Source organism: Polaromonas sp. P3_A5 (assembly GCF_056403055.1).
The window spans coordinates 2,801,485-2,820,040 of record NZ_JBFUGF010000001.1 but is presented as its reverse complement, the minus strand read 5'-3'; the positions used below and the strand labels follow the sequence as shown (position 1 = coordinate 2,820,040).

Annotated in this window: 28 protein-coding genes; 17 read left to right on the top strand and 11 right to left on the bottom strand. The window is 59.3% G+C overall.

The window, feature by feature from the left end; translation table 11 throughout:
- Positions 1–113 precede the first annotated feature (113 nt).
- From AC1DU8_RS13415 to AC1DU8_RS13355, 13 genes are all read left to right on the top strand, one after another.
- Positions 114–425 carry a hypothetical protein gene (locus tag AC1DU8_RS13415; RefSeq protein ID WP_477688888.1) on the top strand — a complete coding sequence of 104 codons (312 nt, stop codon included), beginning with the start codon at positions 114–116 and terminating at the stop codon, positions 423–425.
- A 160-nt stretch (positions 426–585) separates the two neighbouring features.
- Complete coding sequence (locus AC1DU8_RS13410) at positions 586–795, top strand: hypothetical protein (protein WP_477688889.1); 210 nt, start codon at positions 586–588, stop codon at positions 793–795.
- 125 nt (positions 796–920) lie between these two features.
- Entirely contained in the window at positions 921–1,184 is a 264-nt protein-coding gene (locus AC1DU8_RS13405) for a hypothetical protein (RefSeq protein WP_477688890.1), read from the top strand.
- Between the two features lie 92 nt (positions 1,185–1,276).
- Positions 1,277–1,528, top strand: coding sequence for a hypothetical protein (locus tag AC1DU8_RS13400; RefSeq protein ID WP_477688891.1), 252 nt, complete (start codon positions 1,277–1,279; stop codon positions 1,526–1,528).
- A gap of 38 nt (positions 1,529–1,566) precedes the next feature.
- Complete coding sequence (locus tag AC1DU8_RS13395; RefSeq protein ID WP_477688892.1) at positions 1,567–2,067, top strand: hypothetical protein; 501 nt, start codon at positions 1,567–1,569, stop codon at positions 2,065–2,067.
- Positions 2,068–2,117: 50 nt separating this feature from the next.
- Complete coding sequence (locus AC1DU8_RS13390) at positions 2,118–2,705, top strand: hypothetical protein (RefSeq protein WP_477688893.1); 588 nt, start codon at positions 2,118–2,120, stop codon at positions 2,703–2,705.
- A gap of 971 nt (positions 2,706–3,676) precedes the next feature.
- Positions 3,677–4,525 (top strand): DUF1444 domain-containing protein, encoded by an 849-nt coding sequence (locus tag AC1DU8_RS13385; RefSeq protein ID WP_477726860.1) that lies wholly within the window; start codon positions 3,677–3,679, stop codon positions 4,523–4,525.
- Between the two features lie 104 nt (positions 4,526–4,629).
- Positions 4,630–5,208 (top strand): pyridoxine/pyridoxamine 5'-phosphate oxidase, encoded by a 579-nt coding sequence (locus AC1DU8_RS13380; RefSeq protein WP_477688896.1) that lies wholly within the window; start codon positions 4,630–4,632, stop codon positions 5,206–5,208.
- 130 nt (positions 5,209–5,338) lie between these two features.
- Entirely contained in the window at positions 5,339–5,782 is a 444-nt protein-coding gene (locus tag AC1DU8_RS13375; protein WP_477688897.1) for a DUF4826 family protein, read from the top strand.
- A 96-nt stretch (positions 5,783–5,878) separates the two neighbouring features.
- The gene (locus AC1DU8_RS13370; protein ID WP_457278996.1) at positions 5,879–6,316 is read left to right on the top strand and encodes a hypothetical protein; all 438 of its coding nucleotides are present in this window, start codon (positions 5,879–5,881) and stop codon (positions 6,314–6,316) included.
- Between the two features lie 36 nt (positions 6,317–6,352).
- Positions 6,353–6,925 carry a hypothetical protein gene (locus AC1DU8_RS13365; RefSeq protein ID WP_477707111.1) on the top strand — a complete coding sequence of 191 codons (573 nt, stop codon included), beginning with the start codon at positions 6,353–6,355 and terminating at the stop codon, positions 6,923–6,925.
- Between the two features lie 39 nt (positions 6,926–6,964).
- Positions 6,965–7,165, top strand: coding sequence for a hypothetical protein (locus AC1DU8_RS13360; RefSeq protein ID WP_477646891.1), 201 nt, complete (start codon positions 6,965–6,967; stop codon positions 7,163–7,165).
- Positions 7,166–7,212: 47 nt separating this feature from the next.
- Positions 7,213–7,914, top strand: coding sequence for a hypothetical protein (locus AC1DU8_RS13355; RefSeq protein ID WP_477726859.1), 702 nt, complete (start codon positions 7,213–7,215; stop codon positions 7,912–7,914).
- Positions 7,915–7,947: 33 nt separating this feature from the next.
- On the opposite strand, the gene AC1DU8_RS13350 is transcribed toward AC1DU8_RS13355, so the two are convergent.
- From AC1DU8_RS13350 to AC1DU8_RS13340, 3 genes are all read right to left on the bottom strand, one after another.
- Positions 7,948–8,559, bottom strand: a complete 612-nt coding sequence (locus AC1DU8_RS13350; RefSeq protein ID WP_457278992.1) for a hypothetical protein — start codon at positions 8,557–8,559, stop codon at positions 7,948–7,950.
- 163 nt (positions 8,560–8,722) lie between these two features.
- Positions 8,723–9,016, bottom strand: coding sequence for a YciI family protein (locus AC1DU8_RS13345; protein ID WP_477667505.1), 294 nt, complete (start codon positions 9,014–9,016; stop codon positions 8,723–8,725).
- A 63-nt stretch (positions 9,017–9,079) separates the two neighbouring features.
- Positions 9,080–9,991 (bottom strand): LysR family transcriptional regulator, encoded by a 912-nt coding sequence (locus AC1DU8_RS13340; RefSeq protein ID WP_457278990.1) that lies wholly within the window; start codon positions 9,989–9,991, stop codon positions 9,080–9,082.
- A 168-nt stretch (positions 9,992–10,159) separates the two neighbouring features.
- On the opposite strand from AC1DU8_RS13340, the gene AC1DU8_RS13335 reads away from it, so the two are divergent.
- Positions 10,160–10,402, top strand: a complete 243-nt coding sequence (locus AC1DU8_RS13335; RefSeq protein ID WP_457278989.1) for a hypothetical protein — start codon at positions 10,160–10,162, stop codon at positions 10,400–10,402.
- A gap of 46 nt (positions 10,403–10,448) precedes the next feature.
- Here the strand turns inward: AC1DU8_RS13335 and AC1DU8_RS13330 are convergent, their stop codons facing one another.
- From AC1DU8_RS13330 to AC1DU8_RS13320, 3 genes are all read right to left on the bottom strand, one after another.
- Entirely contained in the window at positions 10,449–11,540 is a 1,092-nt protein-coding gene (locus AC1DU8_RS13330) for a lipocalin-like domain-containing protein (RefSeq protein ID WP_477667504.1), read from the bottom strand.
- A gap of 8 nt (positions 11,541–11,548) precedes the next feature.
- On the bottom strand, positions 11,549–12,628 hold the full coding sequence (locus AC1DU8_RS13325) for a PLP-dependent cysteine synthase family protein (protein WP_477667503.1): 1,080 nt from the start codon (positions 12,626–12,628) through the stop codon (positions 11,549–11,551).
- 72 nt (positions 12,629–12,700) lie between these two features.
- Positions 12,701–12,973 (bottom strand): DUF1127 domain-containing protein, encoded by a 273-nt coding sequence (locus tag AC1DU8_RS13320; protein WP_477667502.1) that lies wholly within the window; start codon positions 12,971–12,973, stop codon positions 12,701–12,703.
- Positions 12,974–13,044: 71 nt separating this feature from the next.
- Between AC1DU8_RS13320 and AC1DU8_RS13315 the strand changes: the two genes are divergently transcribed.
- Together AC1DU8_RS13315 and AC1DU8_RS13310 are read left to right on the top strand one after the other, a co-directional pair.
- Entirely contained in the window at positions 13,045–13,938 is an 894-nt protein-coding gene (locus tag AC1DU8_RS13315) for a LysR family transcriptional regulator (RefSeq protein WP_477667501.1), read from the top strand.
- Between the two features lie 198 nt (positions 13,939–14,136).
- On the top strand, positions 14,137–14,802 hold the full coding sequence (locus AC1DU8_RS13310; RefSeq protein ID WP_477667500.1) for a glutathione S-transferase family protein: 666 nt from the start codon (positions 14,137–14,139) through the stop codon (positions 14,800–14,802).
- A gap of 86 nt (positions 14,803–14,888) precedes the next feature.
- Here AC1DU8_RS13310 and AC1DU8_RS13305 read toward each other — a convergent pair whose 3' ends face one another.
- Genes AC1DU8_RS13305 through AC1DU8_RS13295 form a run of 3 tightly spaced genes read right to left on the bottom strand, consistent with a single transcriptional unit; the run spans position 14,889 to position 16,426 of the window.
- Entirely contained in the window at positions 14,889–15,251 is a 363-nt protein-coding gene (locus tag AC1DU8_RS13305) for a hypothetical protein (protein ID WP_477667499.1), read from the bottom strand.
- A 56-nt stretch (positions 15,252–15,307) separates the two neighbouring features.
- Positions 15,308–15,982, bottom strand: a complete 675-nt coding sequence (locus AC1DU8_RS13300; RefSeq protein ID WP_477667498.1) for a glutathione S-transferase family protein — start codon at positions 15,980–15,982, stop codon at positions 15,308–15,310.
- 21 nt (positions 15,983–16,003) lie between these two features.
- Entirely contained in the window at positions 16,004–16,426 is a 423-nt protein-coding gene (locus tag AC1DU8_RS13295; RefSeq protein WP_477667497.1) for a DoxX family protein, read from the bottom strand.
- An 80-nt stretch (positions 16,427–16,506) separates the two neighbouring features.
- Here AC1DU8_RS13295 and AC1DU8_RS13290 point away from each other — a divergent pair, with 80 nt between their 5' ends.
- Complete coding sequence (locus AC1DU8_RS13290; protein WP_477667496.1) at positions 16,507–17,415, top strand: LysR family transcriptional regulator; 909 nt, start codon at positions 16,507–16,509, stop codon at positions 17,413–17,415.
- 17 nt (positions 17,416–17,432) lie between these two features.
- Here the strand turns inward: AC1DU8_RS13290 and AC1DU8_RS13285 are convergent, their stop codons facing one another.
- On the bottom strand, positions 17,433–17,648 hold the full coding sequence (locus AC1DU8_RS13285) for a hypothetical protein (RefSeq protein ID WP_477646876.1): 216 nt from the start codon (positions 17,646–17,648) through the stop codon (positions 17,433–17,435).
- Between the two features lie 297 nt (positions 17,649–17,945).
- The gene (locus AC1DU8_RS13280; RefSeq protein ID WP_477667495.1) at positions 17,946–18,398 is read right to left on the bottom strand and encodes a hypothetical protein; all 453 of its coding nucleotides are present in this window, start codon (positions 18,396–18,398) and stop codon (positions 17,946–17,948) included.
- Positions 18,399–18,556 lie beyond the last annotated feature (158 nt).

Here is an 18,556-nt window from a genome sequence, read left to right as displayed (position 1 = left end):
TCTTTGAATCCCAGCATGCAAGCGGCTTACAGGAGGTTTTAATGTCCAGATTGGATTGCAAGCGCCAGGTTATATCGCAGGTTTTGCGGCATACATTACGTTAGGCCGCACACATGTCCCTGGGCCACGTCTATCTCCTTTCGAGCCGCGCACTCAAGACGCTATGCGTGGTTATGGGTTTTTTCTTCCTCGGGGTAACAGGGCACATCTGGTTTCAGGGCGACTTGCAGAAGAATGGAGCTGAAGTTCTAGTTCTCATCCCGCTGCTCTCCGCTGTGATCATGCTCGCGGGCGCCGCTGCGCTAAAGGTCGAGACCCTAAGGGCCGTTGTGCTAGCCTGGTTCATCGGAGGGCCGGTGGTGCTCTATGTTGTTGGTTGGGTGGGCTGCAAAGCGCACTGGTTTTCGCAGTCGTTCTGCCAGTAGACGAGAGGTAGTGCCTGTGAGTTCGCGGAGATTTCAAATGCGGCCAGCCCCAGCGGTTCGGCCTAACCAGTTGGTCAACCGGACGCGCTCAGGTCGGCTTCGCCTCCCGGTGCGTGCCGGTTACCGCCAGCGTTAGGTGACACGAATGCGACGGCCGTTCTTGACTATCTACGACTACGGCACCGGTGGCGTGTGGCAATACATCACCGCAGACTCACCCGACCAAATTACGGCCAAATACCCGCGGCTGAAGGTGTTTGTGGTGCCGCCAGATTGGTGGTCCGCAGATGATGAGGAGGGTATACGCCGCTACGATGTAGAGGCGGAACCCGATCAAGTGCTTAAAGGTTTTACCAAGCCGAGCGAATGACAATGCCACCTAACATGGCGGTGGTGCGGACGCGCCGAACACCAGCGTCTTCATTCATAGGCAGCGCGGCGGCGCGCCGCACAACTCTACGTTATGCCTTATTGAACTGAGCTCTATCTATCAAGATGTCGATTCGCACAATCAAAGGTGAACGCCTGCACCATACAGGCAAGCTACTCGGTTATGACATTCAATACGAATTCAAGCCCATTGGCATCGTGTACAAAGCTGATGTCGCGCTCGAAGGAAAGAGTACGAAGCTCGTGCAAGGTGTTATCACTTGGAGTCTGCGTGCGTTTCCCCCGGGGCGTCGAGTTGAAGAGAGTATTTGGGAAGACATTGAATTCCTCGACATGGACAAACTAGTTGCACGGCTACATGAGGCATAACTTGTCAGTCAACGCGGACGCCCAGTGGCGTCCGGCTGCTGGCGCGGCCACCTCTAGTGGGCGCCGGTTACTTTTACGTTAGGCCGTCGCTCATGCCATTGATTCGAATAACAGGATGGGAGCCCGGTTTTCTCAAGGTGTCTCATACCCAAGCACTTCGAGAGTGGGCGGGCCTGTCTTTAAGCGAGGCTAAGGACGCCACCGATCGAGTGCTGAATGGCGAAGTCGTTGCCTTTGTTGTGGAGCAAGAAATGGAGGCGCTCAAGGCGCTGGGGCAACTGAGAGAACTACGGGCGGTCGCAGAAATTCACGATTCGATGCTGCCTAACCCTTCCTCCAAGTAGACGCCTAGCGGCGCCGCTTAAGTCAAACGTTAGGCCGCATGAAACGCTTCACCATCACTCTCACCCTCATCCTTTGTATCGCAGCGTCTGGTGTATCGGCCCATCAAGACAGACGACTTTCGCTGTCTTCGGGAGGAGCAATCCCCGAACTGCCTCCCCGGTACGCGGCAACGCGCGTTCAGATCGGGTTCTCGAAGGGCAAATCAGGAAGGCTCACGAAGCTGACACTAACTTCCGTCGGACAAAGCACTGTCGTCAAAGGCTGCTTGCTCGAACTTGTCCCTGCCAGTTCGCGGAAAGGAGTCGCCCTGGCTGGGTCCTGGTATCACGACAAGCAATTCCTGCCCGACTACATCCAGATTCTGTTCAAGACGTCGCCATCACCTCGCGGCCTTCCAGAAGAGCCTGGCGTCTTGTTCCTATTCAGCCTGGAAGACGCACGCCTACTTGAGGTCAAGAAGATAGTTCTGCTTCTCCAAGAACACGCGGTCGAGTATCAAGAAATCGCGTTAAATGATGGTTGCCCCGGTAAGCCGTAGGCCACGTCGCCGCATGCGGCCTAACCCCTTGCTCAAGCGTTAGGCCTCACATGACTATCTGGCGATTCATCTTGCTTGGACTCGCATGGGGCTTGGCCATGTCGGCCTTCTTTCTTTATGATTTTCGAGGCGGTTCGAATCCAGTCCTTACGCTTCTGCTGGTGACGGGCCTATTTTTGATTGGTGGCGTCCTGTTTGGTGTTTCCATGTTCCTCTTAACGAAAGTCACTGCTCGTGTTGCCGGTTTCGAGATATCAAAGACTCAAAAGATGAGGCTTAGCCTTCGGAACTCGATTCTCATCGCCGCGGGTATCGTGCCTTCTGTGGCAATCATCGGGGTCGTATTCACGCTTCAATACGAATTTTTGTGGGTGGCACTGGCGGCATGCTTGGGGCCCACACTTGTTCTCTTGCCGGGCTCGGCCAAGTCAATCAGTGGCCGATTGCTGTTCGTTCGATGCATTGGTTCGGTGACAGTGGGTGCACTCGCCGCCGCTGCAACCGGCGCATTGTTCATGTCCTTCGAGTTGAGTCCGGTGTTTCTGTTGACGTGCGTTGCATATGCGGCGGCTTGGACTATCGCTCAAGTTATTTCCATATTGATTCGTCCGCACTTCAGCCAGGAGGCAGGGCAGTGACGGCGAAATCCAACATGTCGCTCGATGCGGACCCACAACTGCAGAAGGCCGATTCGCCGCGAGTATTGCCGTCCGGTCAGCTCCAACGTTGTCCAGCATCAATTCGCAGCGTAGGCATGCGAACCGAAATGGCATGAGAGCTTCGACCTGGCTTCGGTGCGTTAGCTACTCTGTCGTAGTCATTGCCTTACTGCTGCTTTTGGGGGTTGGCGATCTGCTGCCAGTTGACCTTTTTCTTTGGCTTCAAGTTCTCTGGTCTGGCGCTTCGACTCCGCGCTACATGCGTGTCGTTCCCACCAGGGAGTCGAGTATGCTCGTGTGGGGTTTGCTGGCATTTGGCCTCATCCTGATTGCGACGGGTTGGGCGCTAAAGCCGAAACGAGCGGAGAAGTGACTTATGGTGACTTATGCATAACATGTCAATCGACACGGATCCACAACTGCAGGAGGCGGCTTCGCCCCCAGTTTTGATGGTCCGGTCATCTTCACGTTAGGCTCTTTCTTCCCTGCCTCATGCTTGCAAAGCTATTCGCCGCACTCCTGGCACTCTCTGGAGTACTGCTGGTCCTTGTAGGGAGCGCGGCTATCATCCAGGCCGAACCCAACTCACCCATGTTCTTTGGAATGCTATCTGCCATCGTTGCGTTCGGAGTGGGCTGCCTCATCGCCTCCATCGGCGTCTTCAGAATGCGGCGGTACGGCTTCGTTTTATGCATTGGCCTGGGCGTCAGTGCTGCCGGCCTCGCGCTTGTCGTTTCTGAATCTGTAGGCCAAGGAGTACTTTGGCCAATCTTTGCGTTCATGACGGCCAGCGGCGCTGCCGGCTTGTTTGTAAAGTCAGGCGCCGATGCTACGGGAAGAGCCGCGCCGTGACCAATCGTTCGATTTTCTTGACGGCATATTGCCTTCGCTCTACAGCCTGACAGCTCACGTCGAACTTTCGGCGTCACCAATTTGCAAGGGAGTTAGTTTTGAACAAAGCATGTGCAGTGTCAGCAAGTTTGTTGGCCTTCTTGTCGGTTGAAGCCGCAGCCCAAGCCATACCAATGGAGGAGCAGACATTTACTGAATTTGCTGCACAAGCAGTACGACGCGAGGTTGGCGACACGCCCGTCGCAATAAAGGGGCCATTTACACTGTCGGTTGGCGCATTGCAGGCCAATCTAGACAGAGTTTTCGGTTTTTGCCGCTCTAATAATTCTGGTTGCGCATCCGAAATTGATCGGTATGCCAAGGGTGTGGCGCAAGTGCTAAAACAACAGAATGCGCCGGTAGACAGAAGCTCAGTGCGCCTCGTTGTCCGGTCAAGCGAATATATCAAGCGAGCGCAGGAATCGTTGAGTAGTGATGGCCCGACGCTTCAAACGAAGCCACTCGTTGAAGGGCTGGTATCGGTAGCCGTGCTCGATACGCCGCGCGCGATGAGACCGCTTGACGATCGCGACCTGAGAAAGCTCAACATGTCACAGAATCAGCTGTTTGAGCTTGGTGGTGAGAATCTGCAAGCCACACTGAAGCCTCTCGCTGACAGTGCGAAGCCCGTCGGAAGCGGACAGATTGGCGCTATTACAGGTAGCGTGTATAAAGTCGGCCGCGTCGCCATTCTTTCTCAGTGGGCACCTCTTGCAAATGCTCAGCAAGGTCTCCTTGTTATAGCTCTTCCAACAACGGATATGGTCTTGTACATATCGGAATCTACTCCGTCAGCAATAGATGCACTTCGGGCGCTCTCAAAAGACACCGCTGCAAAATCATCCAATCCTCTTTCGCCAACCACCGTACTCAAATGGACCGCTGAGCGATGGATGCCCGCACAGTGAGCGCCAAGGTGGCCGCATCAATGCCTGACCCTTCTATCAAGAGGGCGCACCCCGGCATGCCGGGTGGAGCCGCTCATCTCAAACCTTAGACGTCAGGAGAAAATATGCGCAGTCCCATTGAGCGTTTCAAAACCGTATGGCTCGACGCCAGGAGCCGTGGATCGTCAAAACACAGGAATGCTGTTTGTGTTTCCACCATCGATGCGGATGGATACCCCAGTTCGCGATTTGTCGATTTGAAGGAAGCGGAAGAGACGGGTTTCGTCTTCTGCACGCACCTTGACTCAGGCAAGGCCCTGGACATCGCTCGCAACCCCAAGACCGGCATTACGCTGTGGTGGGAGCATATCGCCACGCAAGTACGCATCAAAGGCGTTTGTACGGTAATACCGGAACAGGAGGCCGAAGTACATTGGGCGGGCCGTCTGCGGGATGCCCAAATTGCCACAGCGACATTTCAGCAGAGCCGCCCGCTTGCAAGCCTCGAGTCGCTTTCGGATCAATACGGACGCGCCGTAGCTGCGTACGATGGCAAGCCAATCCCTCGCCCCGCGAACTGGGGCGGATTCAGGCTTCGGGCCGAGCATATTGAATTTCTGGAGTTCAAAGAGAGCCGCCTGCATGCGCGCACGACCTATTCCCGCATTGGTCCCCGATGGGAGCAGGCTTTCCTGCAACCTTAGGGTGTCTCGCCGGGAGTACCCATCATTTGAGCGGACCCACAACAGCAGGCCACGTGACACCGTGCTGTTAGTTCCGGTTCCGCGCGGCCTGCTGCTACAGTCCACTCAGCCCAAATGTTAGGCCTTAACAATGCCCGATTACGACAACCCCGAAGTTGAAGCCCAGTGGTGTGCAGAGCGCCGTGCTGAAGTATCCGAATACTTGCAGCGAGAAGGCCTGGTGCATGGCCGGATCGGCGTTGAGCCTGTGTGGCACCTTGCCCCCTATGTCTCAGTTTGGACCGTCGAAAGCCTTGAGAGCCCTGGTTCGGTGGGCTGGTGGGCTATCTCTGGCGATATGCCGAACGACTATGTTTCCTCAAGCAAGGCTGGAACTCCACGGGAAGCGGTGCATGCCATCGCTTCTCTCTGGCAGGACGCGGCTCGATGCATGGCGCGTGGAGAGCGGCACCCAACGTTTGTCATTGGTACGGGAGAGAACATGGAAGAACTCGCCCCCATGCTCGCATCGAGGGCCGGGTTACTGCTGGAATGGGCCGATGACCCAGCGGTATGGGAAGACGATGAGCTTTAACGCGCTAGAAATTTTTTCTCTAGTGACCTCGGTCTTCTCGCATCACAGGCCTGAGCCTTGCTTCGGGTGGGCACACAAACCTTAAGTTCTTCGCATATGCCATCAACAACTCAAGCCCTGTTCATTTTTCTCGCGTGGTCTGGTGTCCAGGCCGTATTGCTTCTTGCGTCGCTGCGTTCCAGGCAACCCTTGCCGGAATTGCTCGCAGCTGTAGAGAAAGTCGAGCCTTCGATGGCGCCGGCGGAAAAAGGTGACATGGCCAGAGGATTCCTCTGGATCAGCGTTGTCTGGTTCGTCCTGGCCACAACCATTGCGGCGGTTTCTTTCAGTTCGGCATCAAAGGGAAGCCTGTGGGCCCTGGCCGTTTTTACCGCCATAGGTGGCTGGTCGCTCTACGATGCAGCGTCAAGCCCTGTCGTTCTGGGCCGCATGTACCCAGGGAGCATTAAATGGACAAACTGGCTTACAGCTGTATTGAGCTCAACGGTCTGGTTATTGCTCTTTGTGATGCTGGCCATTCAATGGCTCTCCTGAAGCCGCCTGGCCTTCTTATCTCAAACGTCAGGCGTCATGATGACCATTTATGCAACCAGCAAGGTCGTACACGCTGCGCTGAGGCGCGCGCTCAGTCCATGGTTTACGGCGAACGGCTGGAAGCGGCGGCCCGGTTACTCCTGTGCGTTTATTCGACCTGCCGGGCCGGGTTATTGGTGTCTGTGGTTTCAGGTCAATTCCTGGGGAGGTCAACTCTCGGGAAGTTCGTTCACACTGAATCTGGTTCATCAGGAGTCTGCGGAATCGTCACTCTGCGGTGGGCCAAATGCCCGCGTGCTGCGTACTCTGAGTGCAGCCGATATAGAGCTCGGTTTTTCCATCGCAGCGGAGCTGGCCAAACGCATTCCAGAGCCCGCGGCATCGGATCCAGTACACGAATGGGCAAAACTTCCGGGCTATCAGGGCGAGATGTGGCGCAAGAGAATCGCTGATCTTCAGACAGTGAATCCTGACGCATGGAAGCCGGATGTCGATGTCTGGCTGCCGTATTACGCGGTGGCTGACCTGGGTCTTTGGGTTGATTTTCTGCTTCCGAGGTTTCCGCACCTTCTGCGCCAGAGCCAAGGGCAGGATTTCACCGCACAATGACGCTCATCATCCATACGCCTCCAACTACCCCGTTCACCCATGGAATCTCCCAAACTCAGAGTCGGCCAACCGATTACGCCCGAACAGTTCGACGAACTCACGGACGCGCAGCTGTCACGGCTTGTTCCCAAGGCGTATCGCGAATTTTTCCCCGGTAAAGATTTCTGCGCTGATGGGTACTTCTATCTTCACGACGGAACTGCCTGGAGCTTTTACCGAGGTGATTTCCTTGATGAATAGTGTTTGCCTGTCGCTGAGTGGCTTGGCAAACCTTTAAGGCGCCACAAATGCCGTTTCACCATAGAAGATGGCTCGTCCTGGTCGCGTTCCAGCTCGCCGTCACGCCGGCCCTGGCCATGGACTTCAATCTCATTGGGGAAACGCTGATCATGTCCGGACCGGTTGTTGGCGGTGACGTTGCCCAGCTCAAGGACCAGCTTGCCACGAATGAAGTGAAGCTCGTTTTGCTGCACAACAGCCCCGGGGGCGATCTCTGGAACGGGCAAGAACTTGCAAGGCGTATTCGGGATGCAGGCCTCGACACTGCAGTCTCAGGAAAATGCGAGTCCGCATGCGGCCTTGTTTTTCTCGGAGGGGTCCACCGCTACTACAGCGACGGCGCTCCTCTGGCGAAAACCATGATTGGCCTGCACGGCGCGCACAACAGGGAAACCAAACAGGCGATGCCGCAACTTGGGGCCCGGATGGCCTATCTCATCAGGGAAATGACCGAGAAGAAGTTTCCGGACGATCTTTTGGATCGCACTGTCTATTCAAAAGATCCCTCGGATCTCACCTACATCTTTCATCCTGCGCGTTTCAAGGTGGATGGCAAGTCTCGTGGTGTCATGGAATGCAACAAACAGGCGGATGCGACTTTCAAATGCACGATGGTCGATGGCCTGGACGCGATATCAGTCGGGGTGACAACAAGCCCGGAAGTTCTTCGCCTCAGCGAGGAAGTGAAAGCAATGGTTGCAAGGCCGTGAGGCGTCGCGCGTGAAAGTACCTCACACGCTTATTTATCTGCCGCCGCCGATCAGCACGCTATAAGCCTCACGCGTCTCCGGCGACACCGAATCCACCAGCTGCGCATGGGGTGTCTTGTGCCGCACCAGCACGCGGGCCGAGGCGATGGCCTTTGATTTGCAAAACCAGTGGCAGGTGTGCTGCATCAGGAAGAGTTCGGCCGACATCGTGAAGGCCTTGGCCTTGGGGCTGAGCCCGGCGGTATTTTGGGCCACGCGCGCAATACCGGCGGCGTGGATCGCCAGGGCAATGCGCATGTCGAAGCTCATGGCCGGCAGGATCAGCGTCGCAAAGGGAAAACTGATGGGCAGCCGGCTGACGCGGGCCTCGGGTTCAGGCACCCTGGCAAACTCTGTCGCAAATTTGCTGAACTGCACGGCCAGCTGCGCTTCAGAGTTGGCCAATTGTTGCCAGACCTGTTCGCGCCGCTCGGGCTCTTTTTCGCCGAGTGCCCGCAGGTAACCGTCAGCCAGCGTTTCCATGAGTTTTTCAATCTGGTAATTGCCCAGATGGCTGCCCAGCAGCGCTATGCGTTGGCGTTCTTCCCTGGCTTTCAGGAGGTAGGTGCCGATGGCGACAAAGGTCACCAGGAGAAAAAAGTCCATTTCAGTTCCGGTTGCATGAGGAAAAGGCTGGCAAGAGGCTTACCAGCACGGGTCGAGTGTAGTCACGCAGCCTTTTCCCGCGCTTGCGTCACGGAACACCCCTTGCTCTTGGTCCCTTTCTATCGCTGAACGGTGACATGGGTGCGACGATGTTGGGGTTTGCTTACAAAATCACCTGCCTGTCAGCCAATGCCTTGCCCCAGGCCAGCAGCCGGTAGCTGCGATGAGCCGGCACGTAGTAGGGGTCGTTCTCGACCAGCTCCGCGGCACGCGCCCTGGACGCAACCTCCATGACCCAGAGGCCCCCTACAAAGCTGTCGCCGGGCGTTTCACGCAAACCGCCTGCGATGAGGATTTCGTCCTGGTGTTGCCGAAGGTAGGCAAGATGAAGGGGTTCACGCTCCTGCCGGATCGCCAGCATGGCAGGTGTGTCGTCAAATAGGGCTATCCAGCGCATTGGGCCATCCTGATTGAAGTGATGAATGAAGTGATGAAGGTGAGGGACTTGGGGCTGTGAGATTCACGATGAGGGTTGTTTGCCCTTGCCGGGAGCCTTTGCCGGCTTGGCAGTGCGCACCTTGCCGCCCTGGCTTCCCGCCGCGGCTTGCCTTAAGCCTGCCAGGGCGGGTTCCAGTACTTTCATGTCTGCGTTGGCTGCGTAGACGGCATAAGCGGGGTACAAAAACTCCGGCTTGCCTGGCACGCGAAACAGGCGGCCTTCCTTGATGTGGTTGCGCACCACGTTTTGCCGGAAATAACCGGCACCGCCCACCGCAAGCAGGTACTCCAGCCCCAACGGCCCCAAGCTGGAGGAGACCCCGACACTGGAAAGCTCCGGGAACGCCAGGCTGTGCTGTGCCGAGAATTCGCGCCCCCAGTCCACGTAGACGTAGTCGGCGGGCTGCGGCATCTCGAGCCTGGGCGAGGTGGTGACCAGCACCAGTTTTTCTTCGATCAGCAGTTCGATCCTGAGGCCGGGGCGCTGCCGCGGTGCATAGGCAATGACGATGTCCAGTGTTCCGTGGGCCACGCGTTCCAGCAGGTCTTCTGCAACGCCCACCTCGGTGCGAAGCGCCAGATCGGGTGCGTTTTTTCGCATCCAGAACAGCCAGTCGAGCATCAGCGGTTGCCAGAGGCTGATTTCACAGCCAACGGTCACCAGCGCGCGGCGACCGGGTGGCACGGCCATCTGATGGCGGGCGCGCTCCCAGACTTGCACCAGCGTCATGGCGTGCCGTACAAACTGCTCGCCTGCGGGCGTGAGCGATGCGCCGGCCTTGTTCCTGACGAAGAGCGTGCGTCCCAGCAGTTCTTCCAGCGTTTTCACACGAGCGCTGACCGCGGTCTGGGTGACATGCAGCCGTTCTGCGGCCTGGACAAAGCTGTGGCAGGACACGATTTCGAGGAAGGTGCGGGCGAGGTTGATATCCATGGCGTGTCTCCCATTTGTCCGGCCTTAGAGGCCGTGCTCTAAATGCAATTTTTCTGCATTCAAACGCAATATAAGTCGTTTTACTTTTATACTCGTAAACCCTATATTCTCGTCATGACCTCTGTTTTGGCAATCGTTGCCGCTCACGTCACTTCGAAAGGACCTTCCATGACACGCACCGCATTTTTCACTGAGCCCGCTTCCGCCAACGCCTCTGTCGGCGGCCGTTCGTTGCAGGCTTCTTCCTCGTTGTCTTCCTTGCTGCGCAAGGTGATGGATGCTGCGCAATTTCTGCTGCCCGGTGCACCATCTGTCGCCGCTGCGCCTGGCCAGCCCTACCCATGGCTGACGGCAAATATCCGCCGCAACATGAGCCCTCGTGCCCAGCGCCTGATCCGCGCCGACTATTGATCCCTTTGGGCGCTGCGCCGCAACTGCGGCCGGCGCCGGCCTGGCGCTACATCTTCAGGCGCTGCGCATACCCCGTCATCTCCAGGTACCCCATCCCCACGCGCTTGCCGTTGCTGTCGATCAGCTCGCTCAAGCCTTCCCAGTAAATCGCGCCTGTCGACTGGCGGCTGTCCAGCTCCTGGTTGTCGATGACGGCCCTGACCGTATAAAAGTCGGCGGGCGTGCGGACGATCCACTCGACCGGATAAGTCGCTTGCGTCAGAGGGCTTTTCCAATAGCGCACGGGTTTGAAAATCACCTCGCCGCGGCTGAAGGTGTACAGCCCTCCTTTGGTTGAGCGGAACGAGCCCCCATCCCACAGCGTGTTGCCGTCTTTGCCCCGCAGCCTGAAAGCGGTGAGGGCGCTGCCGTCCAGCAGGTTCATGCCTATCCAGTCCCAGCCCGTGGCGTCTGAATGCAGGATCTCTTCGCTCCACTCGTGGTCCAGCCAGGCTGTTCCGGTAACGGCAAAGTTTTTTCCTTTGACTTGCAGGGTGCCGCGCGTGGCAAGCTGCGGCTGGCTGTAGTAGTAACTAGCCTGTTTTTCGTCAGGCCCTTTGCGCGACAGGCCCTTGTTGCCTTGCAGCAGCACGCCTTGCGTTTCTTCAAACTGCAGCTTGAGCGCAAAGTCGCTGGCCGGGAGTTCTGCGGTGTACCTTGCGCCTTCGGCTTTCAGGGACCAGTCGCGCAGTTTGACAGCCATGTCCTGCTCGCTGGCCATTGCAACGCCAAAACCTTCCCGTGCGATGCGCTGGTCGTGCCAGAGTTTGTTGCCCTGCACATCGGTGATGGCGGCATGCGCAAAAACCAGTTGCCTCGCGGCGAATTTTGACGACATGCCCTGCGTATCGTCCACGCGTGAACGGAAAAAGGTCAGCTGAAAGCCGAAGAGGCGACTATCCGCGGCCGTGGCCTGGCCGGTGATGTACCACCACTCGTTGCGAAAGCCGGGGTGGGCGCCGCGGTCGCGCGGGAACGCCAGTGTTTTGGCGGGCAGGGCGTGGGCTTTTTCAAAGCCTGCCAGACTGGCCAGGCCCGCCGCGCCGCCCAGCAACAGCTGGCGCCTTGGCAAACCGGCGGGCAACAGTGGCAGGCGCATCGGGCTCTTCAGGCCTGCGCAGGCCGCATCAACCGGTTGATCTGCTCGTTCGCTGCCGTGCAGTCGCCCATTTTTTCAGCGACCCAGTTGGCGTTGTAGTACGTGGGCAGGTAGCGCTCGCCGGAGTCGCACAGCAGCGACAGGATAGAGCCCTGTTCGCCGCGCGCCAGCATCTCATGCGCCAGCGTAAGCATGCCCACCAGGTTGGTGCCGGTCGAAGGCCCGACCCTGCGGCCCAGCAGTTGCGACAAGGCCTGCATGGCGGCCAGCGAGTCCACGTCGGCCACTTCCACCATGCGGTCTATCACCGTGCGGATAAAGCTGGCTTCCACGCGCGGGCGGCCAATGCCTTCAATGCGCGAGCCTGCGCCGGTGAGGCCGGCATCGCCGGTGCGGTGATAGGCGCTGAAAACAGACCCCATCGGGTCAGCCACGCACAGCTGGCTGCCGTGGCGCTGGTAGCGCACATAACGCCCGATGGTGGCGCTGGTGCCGCCCGTGCCGGCACCCACTACAATCCAGCGCGGCACTGGGTGCCGCTCGCGGGCCATCTGGCTGAACATGCTTTCGGCGATGTTGTTGTTGCCGCGCCAGTCGGTGGCGCGCTCGGCATAGGTGAACTGGTCCATGTAGTGGCCGCCGGTTTCAAGCGCCACTTTGCGCGCTTCGTCGTACACCTGCACCGCGCTTTCCACCCAGTGGCAGCGCCCGCCATAGAACTCAATCTGCGCCACCTTCTCGGGCGAGGTGCTGCGCGGCATGACCGCGACAAAGGGCAGGCCCAGCAGCCGCGCGAAGTAGGCTTCGCTGACTGCGGTGGAGCCGCTGGACGCTTCAACGACGGTGGAGTTCTCGTGGATCAACCCGTTGCACAGCGCGTACAAGAACAATGAGCGTGCCAGCCGGTGCTTGAGGCTGCCGGTGGGATGGGTGGATTCGTCTTTAAGGTAAAAATCAATGCCGCGCGCAGCGAATGCCGGCAGCGGCAGCGGGATCAGGTGGGTGTCGGCACTGCGCAGGTAGTCGGCTTCAATGCGGGCGATGGCGGCGCTGAGCCAGGAACTGCTGGAGGTCTGGAGGGAAGTCATTGCCCGATTCTCGCAGCAAGACCTGTTGGCGTAAAACGTCTTCTGCCGGCTTGCCGGTCCGGCGCAGGGGTTTCAGCGCCATTCCCAGCGGCGGGGCCCGAGGTCATCCATCAGGCCGGGGATTTCACCGCGGCCTATGCCGAGGTCATTGAGCTGGTGGTCGCTCATCAGCCGCAGCTCATTCAGGTTCCGTCGCCTCTGCGCGTTTTTGCGCAGGCCGGCCAGAAGCCTTTGGCTTAGCTCTCTGGCTGGAAAGCCGGGCAGGGCTCCCGGAAAAATTCTCATCGTCTTCGTCAGCATTTCGCGCGCTCCTGGTAGGAAGTGCCCTATGGTGCTGAAAATCATGATATTGTGGAAGTTGAATTTTCTGATCGAAACTATCAGAATTACTGATATCAACTAACAAGCCACCTGCCATGCGCGAACTGAACCTGGACCAGCTACGCACCCTGGTCGCCATCACTGATTTGGGCACTTTCTCTGCCGCGGCGCAGGGCCTGCATCTGGCGCAGCCCACCGTGAGCCTGCATGTGAGCGAGCTTGAAAGCCGGCTGGGCACGCCGCTGGTGGTGCGCGGCGGTCGGCGCGTTGAGCCCACGCCGGCGGGCGCCGTGCTGGTCGAGCGGGCCCGCCGCCTGCTGCGCGACGCCGACGATGCGGTCGATGCGGTGAAGCGCCACGTCGAGGGCCGCACCGGCCGCGTGCGCCTGGGCACCACTACCGGCGTGCTGGTGTACTTTTTGCCGCAGGTGCTCAAGGCCATGGAACAAGCCCACCCCGACATCGATGTCGAGGTCAGTATTCTTGGTTCCGCCGACACGCTGCAGCGCTTGCTGGACGGCACGCTCGATGTCGGCCTGGTCGCCACACCGCCACCTGCGCAGCGCGGCATGGTGATCACCCACTGGCGTAGCGACCCGATGATGGCGTTTGTACCCAAGCGCTGGAAGGCGCCCAAACATGCCACGCCCGCATGGCTGGCCACCCGCCCGCTGATCTTCAACGAAACCCCGACCCATATGTACCGCATGACCATGGCCTGGTTTGCCGATGCGGGTTTCACGCCGCGCGCGCGCATCGAGCTCAACTATTCCGAGGCCATCAAGAGCCTGGTGGCCGCTGGGTACGGCGCTGCGGTGCTGCCGAGGGAGCAGTCGCTGGAGGAGTCCAACGTGCGGCATGACGTGCAACTGGTGCCGCTCAAGCCCGCGCTGACGCGCCACACGGCCATGGTCCACAGGCCGCTGGATGTGCTCGACGGCGCCACCCGTAACCTGCTCAAGACGCTGGCGAGTTTTCGGCAGACCTGAGCAGGGGCGTGATCTGCGACGACGGGTACGCTGCTGACGGCACCCAATTTCCTTTTTTTCTCAGAATTTGCAAAAAAAGTGGCGCCGGGATGTCGATTGGGCTCTATCCCGAACGTCGTGAGGTAGGTGACCGGTCAATCGCATGTCCGGCATCAACAAAACACTCAACCAGGCATCTCAGCAAAAGGAGAAACCACCATGACCCTTCCGACGACTCCCACCATGACGGCCTTTGAACGCTCACCCGACCGCGGCCGGGGGCTGGCGCGTGACATGCGCGTTCGCTGGGCGCTTGAAGAAGTGGGCCAGCCTTACGAGGTTCGCCTTGTTTCGTTCGCGGCGATGAAGGAACCCGCCCACCGTGCGCTTCATCCTTTCGGGCAGATTCCAACCTATGAAGAGGGTGATCTTGCGCTGTTCGAGTCAGGGGCCATCGTGTTCCATATCGCAGAACGCCATCGAGGTCTGCTGCCAGCCGATGTGAATGCCCGTGCGCGCGCCGTCACCTGGATGTTTGCCGCGCTCAACACGGTAGAGCCGCCCATCATTGACCGCTCAATGGCCGTGCTCTTCGAGCGGGACAAGCCCTGGTATGCGGATCGCCTGCCCGCGCTCGAGGACAGCGTCCATGCGCGGCTGGGCGACCTTTCCAGCCGGCTGGGCAATGCCGACTGGCTTGACGGTGCCTTCAGCGCCGGTGACCTGCTGATGGTGACGGTGCTGCGCAGGGCGGGCGTATCGGGGCTGCTGGAGAAATACCCGAATCTTTCGGCTTATGTGGCCCGTGGTGAAGCGCGGCCTGCCTACCAGCGTGCTTTTGATGCGCAATTGGCAGTTTTCACTAGCGGGTCATCGGCCGCCTGAGGAGGGGCAGCCTTGGGGGCCGGTTGTTTTACGGGCTGATGGGAAAAAGCGCTTCCGTTTGGGTCATTGCCGACACTGCAACAAGCTCATTTCATCTTGGAAAAGTATTCCCAGAATCTTCCGGTGTGGACCCAGTAGAGCGTTGGGCTTAAAAAATGCAGGTGTTGCGCTGTTTCTTCACCGATGCGGCCAAACACAACAACCACGCTTGTTTCTGACTTCCAAATAACCCGATACGGTGTGACGGACCTGGCGTCCTCGAACATCGAGGTGAAGCGTTTTGGAGTGAATAGCACCTCTGTCTTGCCGAGTGTCCGAAGCATAATCGCCTGAAACTCTGTAGAGCCTGGGGGATGCTTACCCCATCCGTCAACGGTCAACCCTTTGTCAGAGCGCCAACGGCCCAGCAACCAATCGGCGGGGCCGGAGGAAGGTGTTTTGGATGGCATCGATTGAGATGACGAATTTCGACTTCTGGCCAAAAGCGGCCATCCGCTTTATAGCATCAGGCTACTTCACGCTCCGCGATGCGGCGCGAGAGTTCGGAGCCGCGGGCCAAGAAGAAGCGATGCAGCTCGCGAGCATAGCCGCTGCCCACCGCTTGCTGGACTGAGGGACGCGCAGCGAGAGCGGCGCGCCAGGCCTGCACCTTTGGCAATTGCTCAAAGAACCCAATCTCACCCACGTCGTCCAGCACATCGAAATAACGGAACACGGGCCCGAACACGGCATCGACCATGCTGAAAGATGCACCGGCGAAATAAGGCCCCTGATCCGGCAACACGGCCTCAAGCTGGGCAAACCGGCGCCCAATGTCTTCGCGGTGCCGCGCGAGGGACGCCGCATCGGCAGCGTTGTAGAACGCTCCGATGGCATTGAGCAGGGCAGAGCCGAACTCCATCCAGGCGCGGTGCTGGGCCCGCTTCAGGGCATCCGCCGGGTGCAGGCGCGGCAGCAGGGTGTCGTCCAGGTATTCGCAGATCACGGCGGATTCAAAGATTGCGTCGTCATCTACTTGCAGCACCGGCGTCTTGCCCAGCGGCGAGATGGCCTTGAACCAGTCGGGCTTGTTGGCGAGGTCGACGTTGATGCGCTCGAAGGCGACGCCTTTTTCGGTCAGCACGATGGCTGCGCGCTGCACGTAGGGGCACAGTGTGTGGCTGATGAGGGTGAGCTTCATGGTGATGTCTTTCTGCGCAGATCAGCGCGGCACCAGCAGGCGGCTGCGGCGCGCGGCCCAGGCGCCGTCACCCAGCAGCCATTGGGCGAGCGAGGCTACCAACAGGAACAGCGGGTATTCCCAGCCGCCCTTGGGACTGGTAAACACCCAGCCGTTGGGCCAGTGCACCCAGACGACCACCAGCAGCACTGGCGCCAGCAGCAGCGATGCCTGGCGGCCATAAAAGCCCAGCAGCAGCGCCGCACCGCCGAGCAATTCGACCGCCACGACGACGTAAGCCATGAAGCCGGGCAGGCCGACCGATTCAAAGAACTGTGCCGTGCCGGGCAGGGTGAAGACGAAGATTTTGAGCAGCGCGTGGGTGACCCACATGGTGCCAAGGGCCAGGCGCAGCAAGGTGGCGCCATGGCTGGCGCTGAAGTTTTCAGAAGTGTCGGTGGTCATGGTGTAAAGCCCGGCAAAGGGCGTAGCGTTGAAGGAGCCGCCACTTTACGATTGCAAGAATACAATGTAAATTGGCAATCATGAAAACATCTATTGCAAAAACGCAATACGCTTTGACGGCGTCGGACCTGGAAACTTTGCTGGCCATGGTGCGCGGCATGACGCTGGCCGAGGCCGCGCGGCGGCTGGGCGCGGATGCGTCCACGGTGTTCCGCTCGGTGCAGCGCATCGAAAAAAACCTGGGCCAGCGCCTCTTCGAAAGGTCGCGCCTGGGCTACCTGCCCACAGAGACCATGCTGGGCCTGGTGCCGCATGCGGAGCGTGTGGAGGCCGAGCTTGAAGCCGTGCGCGCCAGCATGCAGCGGCCGCATGAAGGCGTTTCAGGCCTGGTGCGGCTGACCACGACCGACGCGGTGCTGCGCGGGCTGGTGCTGCCTTCCCTCAAGCCGCTGCTGGTGCAGCATCCACTGTTGCAGCTCGACATTCGCACCGGCAATGAACTCGTGAGCCTGAGCCGGCGTGATGCCGACCTGGCGCTGCGTGCGACACGCAAGCCGCCCGACCACCTGGTGGGCCGCAGGCTGGGCGCTGTGCGCTTTGTGGTGTGCGGATCAAAAACGCAGGCCAGGGCGGTGTCGTCCAAAAAAATCCCCTTGCTTGATGCGTTGGCGGGCTTTGACTGGATAGCGCCTGACGAATCGCTTCCGGAGCACCCCTCGGTGCTGTGGCGGCGCAAACAGTTGCCCAAAGTTATGCCGCGGCACTATGCGGACGGCATTGTGGCGGTGATGGATGCGATCAAGGCGGGGTTGGGGGTGGGCATTGTGCCGCGCTTCATGCTGGCGGGAGAGCCCGGGCTGGTGCCGCTGGGGGACACCCTGGCCGACTGCGAGTCAGACCTGTGGCTGCTGGCGCACGCGGAATCGCGCCACCTGCGGAGAATTTCCGTGGTGTATGACCACTTTGCAAACAGCATCAGGCTGGACTGATGCGATGGACTTCGACTTCAAAATGCTGAAGTCCGGAAGACGACTTCCCCGCTGGGAATGTGCACGACGCGCACTTCCTGCCGCGTGGGGTCGGCCACACTTTTCACGGCCACCGCCACAGCCAGCGAGTAGTCTGCGAAAAGATGATTCGAGCTCGACGGCAGCAGGCTGCCTTCGGCCGGATCAACGTTTTCAATGCGGTAGTCGTGCGGCGGTGCTTTAGCAGGTCTCATGATGCAAGCCCTCTCTGGTGAATGCCTCCATGGTAGGAGTTCATCCCGGCGCTGTGATGACAATCGCGCGTCAGAAACGTGACCATGAGTAAGCAAACGAAAACGCCTTTCGGCGTGGTCGCCTGCATTGGAGAAAGCTAAAGATGGGAAGGCGGCAGGTGCTGCACCATGCAGCGCGCAGGCCCTGTATTCATTGGCCAACCCGCGGAGCGCCTCGTATCAAGATGTACAGCACGATAAACAGGATGAGACGAGGCTCGCACGGGGACGCGGCCATTGCCTGGCGGGCAGCAATTCTCAGTGCAGTTCGCGCCGCGGATCGTGGTCGGAGAGCTCCAGGTTTTTCATCTCGACGGCGATGGACTTCAGCATGTCGAGTGCGGTTTCAGGCGTTTGCACAATGCCCAGCCAGCCAAACAGGTGGTGGCGCAGGAACAGCAGGATCTTGCCGGTCAGCGGGTCGCAGGCAACCCAGTGCCGCGGGCTGTAGCTGGGCTCCAGCGCACTCAATGGCGGGCAGTCCAGCGGATAGGGCGGGTCCATGTCCGCGCGCAAGCCGGCAAGGCTGGCGACGAGTTCTTCGAGTTCTTCGGCCTGCAGCCTCAGGGGCTGGTTGAGTGCCAGGGTCACGCTGCCGTCGTCATTGCGGGTGAGCTGCAAGCCGTGGGACGGCCGGGAGGAGGCATGCCGTGCGAACTTGCCTGTCGGGTTCGCGTTGGCGCCGGTCAGGGGGCTGGTGTTGGTGGTCATCGCGTTCTCCGCAGGCATTTGAAAGAGAAAAAGGGAGAGAAAAAGGGGCGTGGGAGACAAGGGCTGGCAAAAAAACCTGCGCACTTGACGGCCATCGCATGAGTCACAGTGTGATGCCGGGAGCGGCCGGATGACGTCGGAAACCGGCCTCCACGCCT